This window comes from Flavobacterium sp. GW821-FHT12A05 (genome assembly GCF_058807735.1).
This window is the reverse complement of the sequence record NZ_JBXAQY010000003.1, coordinates 274,600-289,005: the sequence shown is the minus strand read 5'-3', so window position 1 is coordinate 289,005 and position 14,406 is coordinate 274,600. Positions and strand designations below refer to the sequence as shown.

Here is a 14,406-nt window from a genome sequence, read left to right as displayed (position 1 = left end):
CTTATGAAAAAATACATAATACTAATCATTTTATCCTTATTTCCGGGCATAATAGTAACAGCCCAGACCTTTAGCGATGATAATTTTATTTACAGCATAAAACCCAAAAAAGCAGTTAAAGCAGCTAACTTTCAAAGTCTTGCCAAAGATGAGATGATTCAAAACGTTACTTATCTTGACGGACTGGGGCGCCCCGTGCAAACAACAGCCATTAATCAGGGTGGAGACGGCTCGGACTTGATAACCCCAATAGAGTATGACGGTTTTGGCAGGCAGGAAAAAGAGTATTTACCCTTTTCTCTGCCTAATCCCGGCAGCCAGTACCCAAGGATAGATACTCAAACGGCAATTAACAATGCCATATCATTCTACAATACTGGAGAATACTATCACACTACAAATCCATTTTCTCAAAAAAAGTTCGAAAACTCACCGCTGAACCGCGTTTTAAAACAAGCAGCACCCGGTAAAGAATGGGCGATGGGCGAAGGGCACGAAATAAAAATAGACTATCAGACAAATAAAAGTAATGAAGTACGGCTTTTTGAAGTCATAACAACTTGGGATGCAGTCTCTGGTTTATACGATATTTCATTTTGGGACAATGGATATTATGAAGAAAATGAATTGTATAAAACTATAACTTATGATGAAAATTCAGCTGCCAATCCAGTTGAAGAGGACGGAAGTACGGTAGAATTTAAAAACAAAGAAGGACAGGTTGTTTTAAAACGAACCTACAACGCAAAGCAGCCACACGACACTTACTACGTATACGACGAATATGGTAACCTGACCTATGTAATCCCGCCAAAAGCAGACGGTGTAATTACAAATGAAATTCTCGATAACCTATGTTACCAATACAAGCATGATGACCGTAACCGTATGGTCGAAAAAAAAGTACCGGGAAAACAATGGGAATTTATCGTATACAACAAGCGTAATAGTATTGTGGCATCGGGTCCTGCTTATTCTCCTTTTCAGGATGACAATACAGCAGGCTGGATAATAACCAAATACGACGTAAATAACAAAGAAGCTTATACAGGCTGGATCAATACAGCCTGCAACTCTGAAACAAGAGTAACTTTGCAGCAAAGCCAAAACAAAGCAGCCGTATTGTTCGAAAAACCCAGCACAATAACTTACGGAGATGGTTTTTATTTATGGCACACGAATAATATAGAACCAACCAATTTTAAGTTTCTTACAGCAAACAGGTATAACAATCATTTATTAGAGTATCATAGAGTAAGACCATTAACAACGGCTGCATCAACTGCATACGAAAACACCCAGCTGACATACGATTATAGAAACAGAGTAATAAAAACAAAACTCACCAACCATTTAGGTGGTTATACCTATACCGACTATAATCTTGATTTTACAGGAAAAAATAATTCTATTATAACAAATCATGTGGCTGCTACAGGAATTAAAGGAGTAATCCTGGGGGATTATTTTTCTTATTCGCCTCAGGATCGATTATTAACCCATACTCACAAAATAAATTCTGCAAACGAGCAGTTAATAGCCGATAACACTTACGATTCTATGGGACGACTCATAAAAAAGAATGTAGGCAATACTAAGGCGGCTCCCTTAGAACAAACCGACTACGCCTATAACATACGTGGCTGGCTTACCAATATAAATAATATAAGAGGGAAACTAGATAATAACACAGGAATAAAATCTTTAAGTCTGTTTTCTCAGCTTATAATGTATAATGAAAATGATTTTGAATACGGAAAAACAAAACGAATGTATAATGGTAATATAGCCGAGATAACGTGGATAACATCTACAAGCGGTGTAGTAATTCGTAACTATGCGTACGAATATGACCAGTTAAATCGTTTAACTAATGCTGTTTATCAAAAACCGAACCTTATAGACAATAAGAACTATTTTGGAGAAAGTCTTGAGTACGATAAAAACGGAAACATACAAAAACTGCAGCGTAAAGGTATTGCCGGAACATTAGCCTATGCTTATGCAGATGATATAGATAATTTGGCTTATTTCTATAAAAACAACTCCAACCAGCTCATGAAAGTCACAGACAAAACCAATAACCCGCAGGGCTTTAAAGACGACAGTGACGGTTCCAACGACATTGAGGATGATTACGACTATGATGGCAACGGCAACTTAACAAAAGACCAGAATAAAAACATAACAGAAATAACCTATAACCATCTCAACCTGCCTAAAAAAATAACATTTGCAACAGGCAATACGATTGATTATATTTACAACGCCACTGGAGAGAAATTAGAAAAAAATATAACCGAAAACGGGGTTGTTACCAATACGAAATACTTAAACGGAGGATTTCAGTATAAGAATAATATTCTGCAGTTTTTTCCAACGGCAGAAGGCTATGTACGAAACACCAATGAAACTGATGGAGCTTATAAATTTCAGTATGTTTTTAATTATTTAGATCATTTAGGCAACGTTCGTGTTAGTTATGCCCAGAATCCAACAACAAAAAAAATAGAGATTCTAGAGGAAAATAATTATTACCCTTTTGGGCTCAAACATCAAGGGTATAATACGGATAATTTACAGCCAAATTATAAGTATAAGTACCAAGGACAAGAGCGTCAGGACGAGCTGGGACTAAACTGGGACAGCTTTAAATGGAGAAACTACGATTATGCAATTGGCAGGTTTATGTCAATCGATCCTTTAGCAGAAAAATATGCATATAACTCAACTTATGCATTTCAGGAAAATAAAATGGGAATGGGCAGAGAACTTGAAGGATTAGAATTAGCCCCAAGAAATCCAACTGCCAGTTTTGGAGGATGGTTTGCAAGCAAATATGATTCCGCGGTAAGTTCCGTACAGACAGCTGCTTCAAATGTTATGCAGGCGGTTTCAAGCGCGATTTCTGGAGTTGAAATAAAACCGGTAGATGGCTATAGAATAGGCGGGGTAACAGTTGGAAAAAATGGTATTGGAGGAACTCCGGGATTATTTAATCCATCACCCGGAGCAACAGCCAGCGGAACAATTGATGGCGATTTTCTTCAAGGCTTAGCTGCTGCTTACAGCCCAATTTTAGGCGGATCAAAAGTTATGAATGGCGCCAATATCTTTTCAAATTTAGCACAAGACCCAACTTTAAATAATCTTTTCAGCAGTGGTGGTAGTGGTGATGGTAATTCTTCAAATACAGCTACAGTTGGTTCTAATGGGAGTGAAAGTACAATTACGGTACAAAGAATAAATTATTCTTCTACGGATGTTCTAAGAGGAAATGCTTCTCAGGTACATACACCTGCGCCTAAAGATACTGTTGTTAAAACAAAAGATAAAAATTTAGTTCCAGTTATGAATACGAAAGACTCCATCAAAGCTGTAAAAGAAACAGAAGCTAAAAATAAATTACCTATAAAATATTAATATGTTTACAAAAAAAGCGATATCCGTAATTTCAATTCTTTTATTAGTTGTTCAATCATTAATTTCTTGTAAAAAAGAAAAAATAAAAGAAAAGAAAATAAAAGAAGTTAATGAAAGACCTATCGAATATGTTATTGAGTTTCCAGATACGGTAATAGTCGATGAATTGAACGATGGCGTTATTCGATATAAAAGTAAGTTGGATACCATTATTACTACTTTTGGAGACAGAAAAAAAAATAGATATACTCGTTTTATTCTAACCGCAACTAAAGATCCAAATTATGATTTCAAACATTTGAAACAAACAGTTAGAGATACTTTTGGAGCTATAAATAATAGAAAGATTCCTTTTTATAGTATCACATTTTCAAAATCAGGTATTTATTATTTAGATGGTATTATTAATGATATAGTTTTAATTGATCTCAACAAAAAAGATAAAGAGGGTAATGATTTATCTAGATATATAGAGCAGGAAGAACGTGTTACTAAAAAAGTTGTTGTAATGGAGAAAAAGAAATAACAGATAAATATAAATACCCAACTTTTCGAAGACTTTTAATGAAAGGCTGTGCAAATATCTCTGACTTTGCACCCGCAACAATAAAACATATAAATAGTAAAACCTCGCAATTGCGAGGTTTTTTTGTCTTATTTTTTTATGAATAAAACTTTTAGAAGTCATTTAAGTGTTTGTTATAAAGTAAGTTTGAAGAAATCGGTTCTGCGAAGTTTTGCGATTTGAATAAGGAACATACAAACAGTAGCGAATTCGGGAGACTTCGCAGAGCGGTGCAACTATGTCAAACATTATAAAATCAATTCCTATTGGTACTACAAAAGAGAAAGGCGGATCTGGTCCTGGAGCAAACGGAATTGCATTTTCTGACGGAAAAAACAATCAAAACCCAAGTGCATTACCCAAAGGAGGCAGAGATGTGCCGTGGATAGATTTTGGAGGATATCTAGAAGCTATGACTACAGTAGCAGCTTTTGAGTTAAATGTCAATTTTGCACCTATAGGAAAAGGAACAAACGGAGGAAGAGCAACAATAGAAAATAAAGTGGATGATGCAATAACTGCAGTTGATAATGGGGCTAATGCTGTCAAGGCCATAAAAGAGATAATAGATGCAAAAAGTGATAAAGAAAGCAAGCAAAAAGTCACTGATTCAGTAACTGTTCTAACATATGATAAAAATCAAGGAACATTAATTAATGAAGAGCGTAAAAAAAAGTAATAATGAAGAACAAAATGATATTATTGAGTATTTCTATTACCATGCTTATTGGAATAGGAATGCTATTTTTTTCCTACAAAAAGGATAAAGTACATGTTTTGAAGAAATATGATTCTAAAACAAAAGAGACAACAACCTTAGAATATATTATAAAAAACGGTGATACTATTTTTCATGGTAAATTTAATTGTTATAGTGCTGCAGGAAATAAAACATCAGAAGGTAATTTTGTAAATGGACACATTAAAGGAAAAAATATCTATTATTTCGATAATGGGAATATTGAATCAATACATTATCGTAAAAGCAGTAAAGTAATAGAAGAAAGTATTTATAATTACTCTGATGGTAAGGTGAGGAAATATACAATGTATGATGATTTCGGAATACTTGATTTTTTGATCACTTATGATGAATCTGGTAATATAAAAAACTATCAAGGTTTACCATTAATTGAGATCTATCAATATAAAATTGCAAATAGAAAACAATTCAAAATTAAAACAAATCAAGTTTTAAAGGTGGGAGATACTTTAAAATATCATTATTTAATAGCTAATATACCTACTGCAAAACGTAGTTTTAAGATTGAAAATCTCGATGTAGATAATTCTAAAACAAAAAGAATATTTGAGCAAATACCACCAGTGGGTATTCATGTAAAAGAAGTCCTAACTCAAAAAGGAACAAATACGATTAGAGCAATTGTTAAGTATGAGTTTCATGATAAAGAAAAAACAATTATTAATGATACGATTTCTTTTAGTGTAAACGTGAATTAGTATTTTGTACAGCTACCGGATCACTACACTTCAAAAAACAGAAAAGATAGTTGATGGAAAAACTGTTAAAATCGAAAAAAACAATTAAGATGGAAAAGAGAAATATTAATAAATTCTTGATGTTATTTGTATTGTTTGGGGTTATGTTTTATTCCTGTAAAAAAGAAAACACAAAAATAGGTGTGTTAAAAACATATTTTTCTAAAGATAAAGAAATACTTTTTTCAGCATATTTTATTAAAAAGGGTGATACTATTTTAGATGGAAAATATATTCTTTGTAAGTACAATGGTGTAAAAATAAAATCAGGTATATTTAAAAATGGTGAAGCAATAGGACCGGTTATTTTTTATTTTGAGAATGGTAATATTGAAAGCATTGATTACAAAAATGAAAAAAGATTATCTGAAGAAACAACGTATTATTATGAGAGTGGAAAAATTAAGAGATATGCATTGAGTGATGATTCAGAAAGAACGGCTTTTATTGCAAAATTTGACACAATTGGAGACATAAATAGTTGGCAAGGTTTTCCGGTAATGGAAGTATATCAATATAAAAAATCTAGTAAACAAAAAAATGATCAACATCTAAAAGTTGGAGATGTGTTTATACATAAATATATTGTTGCTAATATACCTAATACAAGACGTAGATTTAAAATTGAAAATCTTGGTTCTGATAATTCAAAAATTAATAGAAAAATGTTAAAAACTTCACGAACAAACATTGATGTAAAAGAAGTTCTAACTCAGAAAGGAATAAATACAATAAGAGCAATTGTTAAGTATGAGTTTAATGATAAAGAAAAAACAATTATTAATGATACGATTTCTTTTAGTGTAAACGTGAATTAGTATTTTGTACAGCTACCGGATCACCCCTGCTGGCGCGAGCATCTTGCTCGTGAACGCAAAGAATGTAAAAGAAAACCTCGTCAGAAATTGCGAGGTTTTTTTGTCTTATCTTTTTAAGAATAAAACTTTTAGAAGTTATTTAAGTGTTTGTTATCGAATAAGTTTGAAAAAAAATGTGTGGCGCATACTTAATCGGTAAAGAAAAAAACTTTTAGCAAGTTAGGATCTTTCTTAAAATGCATTCTAAAACTAGATTTTAATTAGCATATAGCCACACGAAAGGATTCGTGCGGGAGCGGGGAAATACAAAAAAAGGTGAGAAACCATCAGATATGATTTACCTTGTTAAGGATGATAAAAATCCGAATAATAATGTTCAAATAAGAAGAGAAGATTTTGAAGCTCAACAAAAAAAATAAAAATTAATGAAAAGGATAAAAATAGTTGTTATACTTCTGATTTTAATTGTTTTATATTTTTGTTTTAAAGATGAAAAAACGCATATTTTAAAGGAATATAATCAGTCAGGTAAAATAGTTAAAACACACGAATATGTTATAAGATCTGGTGATACTATTTTGGAAGGAAAATTTGTAAACTATAATGAAAAAGGAAGTAAAATTGCAGAAGGAACATTTTTAGAAAACGAACCTAATGGAGTATGTTTCTATTATTATGATAATGGAAAATTGGAATCTGTATTTTATAGGGAAAATAGTAATATTACCTTAGAAAGCACTTATTATAATCAAAATAATTTAATTAAAAAATATGTTATGTGTGATGATTCGGGTGAGCCAAAATTTATTATTGAGTATGATAATAAAGTAGTAAAAAGGTATACAGGCTATTCAACATATCCAGTAAGACAGTATAAAATCGAAGACAAAAAACAAATTGAAATTAAAACTGGAGACATACTAAAAGTAGGGGATCATATAAAATATGACTATTTTGTAGCAAATATCCCTTACTCTCAAAGAACCTTTAAAATAGAAACTGAAGGTAGTGACAATTCAAATGTAAAACGAACTATCACTAAAGAAGTGCCGACACGCATCACTGTGGAAGAGATTTTGACTAAAAAAGGACTCAATAGAATTCAGGCAATTACTAAATATAAATTTAATGATGGAGTAACCCAAGTAAAGAATGATACAGTTTCTTTTGATATTAATGTAAAATAAAAAATGATAGTAATTTCAAAATTCGAAAAACTTTATCTTTTGAGAAAAGCTTTCTTACCAATTATTTGCATTGGCTTAAGTATTTTGCTTTTAGATGTTAAGTTTTATTATAAAAAAGATGCTAATGTAATGTTTCCCCTGCTGGCGCGAGCATCTTGCTCGTGAACGCAAAGAATGTAAATAAAAAAAACTCACATTTACTGCGAGGTTTTTTTATAAACACTTAATTCACAAAACTAATTCGCGCGGCTTCTTTCGTCTTCATTTTTAAAATTTGCCTGTTTTGATTTAATATTTTCATTACCGAATTTATAACTTACTGAGATTCTAAAACCTCTCGTATCACTGTAACTTTTTACATTCGTTTTAATACCGTTTGAATCATAACTGATTAATGGTTTTTGAGCATTTAAAAGATCCTCTCCAAGAAGCGTAAGCGATAATTTTTTATTTAATGCAAGTACTTTAACCGAAATATCTAAAATATTAAGCGTTGAGATATTAAAAATCTGATAACGTCCCGGCAATTGTAAACCATAATTCAAACCAAGGAAAAATGTTTTAGAAGGATTAACGGTAAAATCATTATTGCTGTAAATATATCCGTTGTAGCCATCGGTCGATTTAATGAAAGCTGTTTTCGATTTCACATTTTGATAATTCAAATTAAAACCTGTAAAACTATTCCACCATGACCATTTATTGAAATTATACGAAGTTGAAAAACCAATTTGATACGTATTCGCATAATTTAAAGGTGTACTTCTGGTTACGTTGGTAACAGGATCGATGATCGATAATTCCTGTCCGAAATCTGAAATCTGAGAAAAGTAAACAGAATTGACCCATTTCTGATTTCGGATAAACGAAAACTCAAAATTATCTATTACAGAAGGTTTCAAATACGGATTTCCTTCTGAATAATAATACGGACTTGTTTTCACCATAAACGGATTTAGATAATCAAAATCAGGTCTGCGGATTCTTCGGCTGTAATTTAACGAGAAAGTATTGTTTTCATTCGGTACATACGTTACGTAAGCTGTTGGGAATAATTTAATGTAATTATTGGTATTGGTTTGATTTAAATTTTCGGAGAAACCTTTTGTCTGTGTAGCTTCAAATCGAAGACCAATCTGCGTTTCCCATTGTGAGTTTATCTTTTTACTTCCAGAAAAATACAAAGCCTGATTGTACTCTTTATAATTAAAAACATTCGACTGATTGGTATTCAAAACCGGATTTCCTGTTTCATTATCATACACCACCAGATTGTTATTTGTGTTGGTATGAAAAGCTTTGGCACCAAAACTAAAGTCAGCCCAAGTATAAGGCAGTGTAAAATCTATAGCTGCCGAATAATTGTTTATTTTGTTAAGATTGCTGTTTGTAGAAGAAAAAAAGCGGTTAGAAATTACGTTTTTAGAAGCATCCAATTCGTTTCCGGAAAAAAAGCGGGAATCGTTTTTTTGATAATTGAAATAATCAAAGTCAACCGAAATATTTTTCCCTAAAGTATCCAAAGCAAAAGTATTATGAAGGTTAACCGCATTCATTTTTGGAGCATTTTCAGCCTTTACATCAGCAGCGATATAAGAACTCGCCGTATCATGATTATAGATAGTCGTAAACGGATTATTAGCCGAAACACGATCATTAAAACTACCCAGATAACTTATTCCTGCAGACCATTTTGTGCTTAGTTTATAATCTATTCCTAAACTTAAACTCAAAAAATCATTTTTAGATTTATTGGCAGTTTCCTGTTTCCATAATTCATTTGGGTAATAAATTTTACTTTCAGAATTCGTTAAAAGTTTTCCTGTTCCTTTGCTTATAGAAGTCTGCAAAGAAAGTTTATCCTGATTATAGGTAAACAATCCGTTGAGGTTCCCGCCAGCGTATGTTTTTTGTGTATACGAACTTCCAATATTAGCATTCCAAGAATTCGCTTTTGCCGTTTTCAGCTTAATATTAATCAAGCCGCTGTTGCCTTCCGCATCATATTTTGCCGGAGGCGTTGTAATCACTTCAATACTTTTAATATTATCTGACGGAATAGATTTTAAGAAAACCGTTAAATCCTCCGGAGTCATTTTTTGAATACGATCATCAATCATAACCAAAACTTCGCCTTTGCCCACAATAGAAATAACCTCATTTTGCACGCGTACTGTCGGAGTCGATTTTAGTGCGTCTAATGCTGTTCCGCCCGTTGCCGTTACCGAGTTTTCGACATTAAAAACAAGTCGGTCGACTTTTTGTTCGATTAGTTTTTTTCTTGATTTTATGGTTACACCTTCTAACTGTAGAGATTCCTTAATTTCAATTGTGCCTAAATCAGTATTTTCATTTAAAGCAATCTCTTTGGCTGCATATTCGGTTCCAAATTGTTCCAGTAAAAGCTTGTAATTTCCTTTTGCCGCTTTCATTTCAAAATTTCCTAAACTGTCGGTAGAAACAGATTCAACTATTTTATTGTCTTGTAATAAACTGGCCGTTACAAATTCGACCTGTTCTTTATTTTGGTTGATTACTTTTCCTTTTAGAGAAAACTGCTGGCTTAATACATGGGTTTGGTTGAGAAGAATAAACAGTAAGAAGATAATTTTTTTCATGGTTTTTAAATTAATTACCTTGCAAAACTGTATCGAAAAAAAGCCGAAAACTACTTTTATCGACAAACCCCCGCGATTTATCTACAAACCCTGTTTATTGCTTTTTTATGAATGTATATCTTTGAGAAAAATTACAAAACATGCATAAGGGAACATTATCAAAAAAGGCAGAATTACTCATTCATATTATCTACTGGTTTTTGATGGCTTACTTTACATTCGTGAAAAACCCAATAGGAGCAGCGTTTTCTGTACCTGATTTGTTTTTTGTTACCTATTTAATTGTTTTTATACTGACTTTCTATTTTCATTATTTCGTAGTAATGAAACTGGTTTTTAAGTCTTTTCAATGGAAAAGATTTTTTGCAGGTGTACTTGTTTCCTATTTGGTTTTTACCTTTTTAAGAGGATTGATTGAGCAAGTTGCAACCGAGATTTTATTTCATAGAGTTAATTATACCGATACAGAATTTTTAAACTACATGCTCGATAATCTGCAATACAGCAGTAAGGCTGTTATTTTGAGTTCGCTGCTTTGGTTTGTTATTTATTTTATAAGGCTTTTAGAATACAATCAGATTATTTTAGAAGAAAACAAAAGCACCGAGATTAAATTTTTAAAGGCCCAGATAAATCCGCATTTTATTTTTAATACGCTCAATAACATTTATTCGATGGTTTATTTTCAATCGGATAAATCGTTAACGGCTATCGAAAAACTGAGCCAGATTATGCGGTTTACGACTTACGAATCGCAGAAAGAAAAGATTAAATTATCAGATGAAATCGATTATATAAAAGCCTATATCGAACTCGAACAATTAAGACATCAGGAAACTTCTTTTGTAGATTTGAAAATAGAAACCGAAAATGAGTTCGAAGAAATTCCGCCTTATATTTTATCACCTTTAATCGAAAATGCCTTAAAACATGGCAAAGCTTCTAATGAAAACCCTATAAAGATTGATTTAAAAGTAAAAGATAGAAAACTCAATTTTAAAGTCCTGAATGACATCGGAACACAAAAAAAAGACAAATTGGGCGGGATTGGATTAGAAAACCTGCAAAAACGATTGGAAATTTATTATCCGCAAAAACATCAACTAACATTTACAAACCAAAACAATCAGTTTACAGCCGAACTTGAAATAGATTTAAAATGAAAAAAATAAATTGCATCATATTAGACGACGAACCTTTTGCAGTAAAATTAATGGCAGATTATGCTTCAAAAGTGCCAAGATTAAATGTTTTATATGCCGATTCTGATGTTTTTAAAGCTATTGAAATATTAAATACCGAATCGGTAGATTTGGTTTTTATTGACATTCAAATGCCGCAATTAACGGGCTTAGAATTAATGCAGATGTTCAATCAAAAGCATAATTTCATTATTACATCGGCTTATCCGGAATATGCTTTAGATGTTTTTCAGTTTCATGTTATCGATTATCTGCTCAAACCCATTGTTTTTAATCGGTTTTATCAAAGCGTTGAAAAATTCATCCGCTGGCAGGAAACTTTTCAAAATCTGGATACCGAGGATTATTTATTCGTAAAAGCCGATAGAAAACACCACAAAATAGCAACAGATCACATTTTATACATTGAAGGTTTAAAAGATTATATCCGAATTCATACCAAAGACGAAAAAATCATGGTTTTGGAGAACATGAAAGATATTCTGGAGAAACTTCCGTCTAATCAATTTGTGCGCATTCATCGTTCGTTTATCATCCCCAAAAACAAAATAAAGGTCATCGAAGGCAACCAGATTAAAATGACAAATGGCGATTTTCTGCCCATAGGCGAAACCTATAGAAAACTAATAAGCGGCTGGTTAAGTTAAAAAGTAAAAGGCTTCCAAAATTATTGGGAGTTTTTTTGTTTATAAAGCGTGTTTTCTTCATAATAAATTAAAGTTTGGGTTTAATAAATCAAATGTTTTCAATGCTTTATCATGTGGGAACTATGTAAATTTAAAATGTAATTATTTCAATTATATCGGGACGGGCATAGTAACTTGAACTTTCAAAACAACAATGCACGAATGATGAAAAAATTACGAATCTCATTAATTAATATACACGGACTTTTAAAAGGATCTGGTCTTGAAATAGGGCGCGATGCTGATAACGGCGGACAAACGAAATATGTATACGAACTGGCCGAATTTTTATCGCAGCATAAAGATGTAGAACACGTTCATTTATTTACAAGACTGATTGATGATCCTGCACTTTCGCCTGAATATGCAGTTCCTGTTGAGGTAATTAATGAAAAATTAGATATACGCCGAATTCCGTTTCTAGGGAAAAAATACAAAGCCAAAGAACAATTATGGGAAGGACTCGATACTTTTGTAAACGGTGTTGTACAGCATATTAAAGAGCATAATATTTTTCCGGACTGGATTCATTCGCATTATGGCGATGCCGGATATGCCGCTGCCGAATTATCAGCCGTTTTAAATATTCCGTTTGCACATACAGGACATTCCCTTGGATTTTATAAAAAGAAAAAATTACTCGAAAGCGGTTTAAGCGAAGAAGAACTCGAAAAAAAGTTTAAGTTTAAAGAAAGAATTGCCGCCGAAGAAAAGACATTAGAATTATCTGAATTTATTGTTACTTCTACGGAACAGGAAATCGAAACCTACAAAGCTTATAAAAACTTTGAACTGGGAAAATACCACGCGATTTCTCCCGGAATCGATACCAGAAAATTTGCTCCTTATTATTTTCAGGAAACCGATATTGACAAACAAATGGAAGAAACCCAGCGAAAATATTGGGTTTCTGAAACCATTTCTAAATTCCTCACCAATCCGCATAAACCCTTTATTCTGGCACTTTCAAGACCAGACCGACATAAAAACCTTCATACACTTATAGATGTTTACGGTAAAGACAAAGAACTGCAAAGCATTGCCAATCTGGTCATTTTTGCCGGAATCCGTAAAGACATCGCCAAAATGCCGGAATCTGAAAAAGACGTTTTAACCGATTTATTATTGTTGATGGATAAATACGATTTGTACGGAAAAATGGCGATTCCGAAAAAGCATGATGTCGAAAATGAAGTTTCTATTATTTATCGATATGCCGCCGAAAAACGAGGCGTATTTGTAAATCTGGCCTTGCATGAAAATTTCGGTTTAACCGTAATAGAATCGGCTAGTTCAGGACTTCCGGTTGTGGTTACGAAAAATGGCGGACCTTCAGAAATTATTCCCGTCTGCCAAAACGGAGAACTGGTAGATCCGCAGGACGAAAATCAAATTAAAAAAGCCCTTCGAAATATTCTAACAGATGAAAATCAATGGAAATACTATTCGAATAACGGCGCTATAAACATTCAAAAACATTACAGCTGGCTGAGCCACGTAAACCAATATGTAGAATTGGTCAACGAAAATTTATCCTTGTCATCAGGCGCAGGAATAAAAAAACTGCATTATCCTAATATTAATGTAGATCGTTTAAAAAGGAAAATCGATCATTTATTGGTTTCGGATATTGACGGAACGCTGATTGAACCCAAATTCAACAATCCGGGATTGAAAGAATTGAAAACGCATCTTGTAAACCGTACAGAAAAAATGGCTTTTGCGATGGCTTCGGGCAGAAATCTAACGCTGGTAAAAAAAGTTATAGACGAAGAACAATTTCCGCTTCCTGATTTTATAATTTGTTCTGTTGGCACAGAGATTTATTACACCAACGGTAAAGATTATATTTTAGACAAAGGCTGGGCAAAATTCCTGGCCGGACGATGGAAAAGAGACGATATCGTGAATCGACTAAAAGAGATTAAATGGATAAAACTTCAGGAAGAAAATGCTCAAAATCCGTATAAGATTTCCTATTACTATGAAAAAGAGCATTACAATCACGAAGAACTGATTCGGGTTTTAGGAACAGGCTGGTACAAAGTAAATATAATTCCGAGTCACGGTCAGTTTTTGGATTTTATTCCCAAACGTGCTTCAAAAGGCAATGCCATAAAATTTTTGTGCCGTAAATGGGCCATTCCGCTAAGTAATGTAATTGCCGCCGGAGATTCAGGAAACGATATTGATATGTTTAGAGGCCCCGTAAAAGGAATCATAGTAGGAAACCGAAGCGCAGAACTGGCTGAATATGAAACCAGCAAAAGTATTTATGTAGCCAAAACCTTTGCTTCCGAAGGTATTTTAGAAGGATTAAAACATTATAAAATAATTAAATAACTAGGTTGGTTTAATGTAAAAAGGTGCTCCAGCGGAGCATAATATGTATAGCAATTATGTACAC

Annotated in this window: 10 protein-coding genes; 9 read left to right on the top strand and 1 reads right to left on the bottom strand. The window is 32.9% G+C overall.

The window, feature by feature from the left end:
• Positions 1-3 precede the first annotated feature (3 nt).
• From AC1RRQ_RS07925 to AC1RRQ_RS07900, 6 genes are all read left to right on the top strand, one after another.
• Positions 4-3,423, top strand: coding sequence for a DUF6443 domain-containing protein (locus AC1RRQ_RS07925; protein WP_493022474.1), 3,420 nt, complete (start codon positions 4-6; stop codon positions 3,421-3,423).
• A 1-nt stretch (position 3,424) separates the two neighbouring features.
• Positions 3,425-3,949 carry a hypothetical protein gene (locus AC1RRQ_RS07920; protein ID WP_493022473.1) on the top strand — a complete coding sequence of 175 codons (525 nt, stop codon included), beginning with the start codon at positions 3,425-3,427 and terminating at the stop codon, positions 3,947-3,949.
• Between the two features lie 277 nt (positions 3,950-4,226).
• Positions 4,227-4,667, top strand: coding sequence for a hypothetical protein (locus AC1RRQ_RS07915; RefSeq protein ID WP_493022472.1), 441 nt, complete (start codon positions 4,227-4,229; stop codon positions 4,665-4,667).
• A gap of 2 nt (positions 4,668-4,669) precedes the next feature.
• Positions 4,670-5,449: a toxin-antitoxin system YwqK family antitoxin gene (locus tag AC1RRQ_RS07910; protein ID WP_493022471.1), complete on the top strand. Its 780-nt coding sequence runs from the start codon at positions 4,670-4,672 to the stop codon at positions 5,447-5,449.
• A gap of 89 nt (positions 5,450-5,538) precedes the next feature.
• Positions 5,539-6,306 (top strand): toxin-antitoxin system YwqK family antitoxin, encoded by a 768-nt coding sequence (locus AC1RRQ_RS07905; RefSeq protein WP_493022470.1) that lies wholly within the window; start codon positions 5,539-5,541, stop codon positions 6,304-6,306.
• A 425-nt stretch (positions 6,307-6,731) separates the two neighbouring features.
• Entirely contained in the window at positions 6,732-7,493 is a 762-nt protein-coding gene (locus tag AC1RRQ_RS07900; RefSeq protein ID WP_493022469.1) for a toxin-antitoxin system YwqK family antitoxin, read from the top strand.
• A 236-nt stretch (positions 7,494-7,729) separates the two neighbouring features.
• On the opposite strand, the gene AC1RRQ_RS07895 is transcribed toward AC1RRQ_RS07900, so the two are convergent.
• Positions 7,730-10,111, bottom strand: a complete 2,382-nt coding sequence (locus AC1RRQ_RS07895) for a TonB-dependent receptor domain-containing protein (RefSeq protein ID WP_493022468.1) — start codon at positions 10,109-10,111, stop codon at positions 7,730-7,732.
• A 140-nt stretch (positions 10,112-10,251) separates the two neighbouring features.
• On the opposite strand from AC1RRQ_RS07895, the gene AC1RRQ_RS07890 reads away from it, so the two are divergent.
• The 3 genes from AC1RRQ_RS07890 (at position 10,252) to AC1RRQ_RS07880 (ending at position 14,342) form a co-directional block, all read left to right on the top strand.
• Positions 10,252-11,274, top strand: a complete 1,023-nt coding sequence (locus AC1RRQ_RS07890) for a sensor histidine kinase (RefSeq protein ID WP_493022467.1) — start codon at positions 10,252-10,254, stop codon at positions 11,272-11,274.
• Entirely contained in the window at positions 11,271-11,960 is a 690-nt protein-coding gene (locus AC1RRQ_RS07885) for a LytR/AlgR family response regulator transcription factor (RefSeq protein WP_493022466.1), read from the top strand. The genes AC1RRQ_RS07890 and AC1RRQ_RS07885 overlap by 4 nt, the downstream gene beginning before the upstream one ends.
• A gap of 201 nt (positions 11,961-12,161) precedes the next feature.
• Entirely contained in the window at positions 12,162-14,342 is a 2,181-nt protein-coding gene (locus tag AC1RRQ_RS07880; protein ID WP_493022465.1) for an HAD-IIB family hydrolase, read from the top strand.
• The last annotated feature ends 64 nt before the right edge of the window (positions 14,343-14,406 follow it).

Excerpts from the sequence above, each read along its gene's own strand:
- AC1RRQ_RS07925 (WP_493022474.1), top strand. The coding sequence starts at position 4 with ATGAAAAAATACATAATACTAATCATTTTATCCTTATTTCCGGGCATA.
- AC1RRQ_RS07920 (WP_493022473.1), top strand. The coding sequence starts at position 3,425 with ATGTTTACAAAAAAAGCGATATCCGTAATTTCAATTCTTTTATTAGTT.
- AC1RRQ_RS07915 (WP_493022472.1), top strand. The coding sequence starts at position 4,227 with ATGTCAAACATTATAAAATCAATTCCTATTGGTACTACAAAAGAGAAA.
- AC1RRQ_RS07910 (WP_493022471.1), top strand. The coding sequence starts at position 4,670 with ATGAAGAACAAAATGATATTATTGAGTATTTCTATTACCATGCTTATT.
- AC1RRQ_RS07905 (WP_493022470.1), top strand. The coding sequence starts at position 5,539 with ATGGAAAAGAGAAATATTAATAAATTCTTGATGTTATTTGTATTGTTT.
- AC1RRQ_RS07900 (WP_493022469.1), top strand. The coding sequence starts at position 6,732 with ATGAAAAGGATAAAAATAGTTGTTATACTTCTGATTTTAATTGTTTTA.
- AC1RRQ_RS07895 (WP_493022468.1), bottom strand. The coding sequence starts at position 10,111 with ATGAAAAAAATTATCTTCTTACTGTTTATTCTTCTCAACCAAACCCAT.
- AC1RRQ_RS07890 (WP_493022467.1), top strand. The coding sequence starts at position 10,252 with ATGCATAAGGGAACATTATCAAAAAAGGCAGAATTACTCATTCATATT.
- AC1RRQ_RS07885 (WP_493022466.1), top strand. The coding sequence starts at position 11,271 with ATGAAAAAAATAAATTGCATCATATTAGACGACGAACCTTTTGCAGTA.
- AC1RRQ_RS07880 (WP_493022465.1), top strand. The coding sequence starts at position 12,162 with ATGATGAAAAAATTACGAATCTCATTAATTAATATACACGGACTTTTA.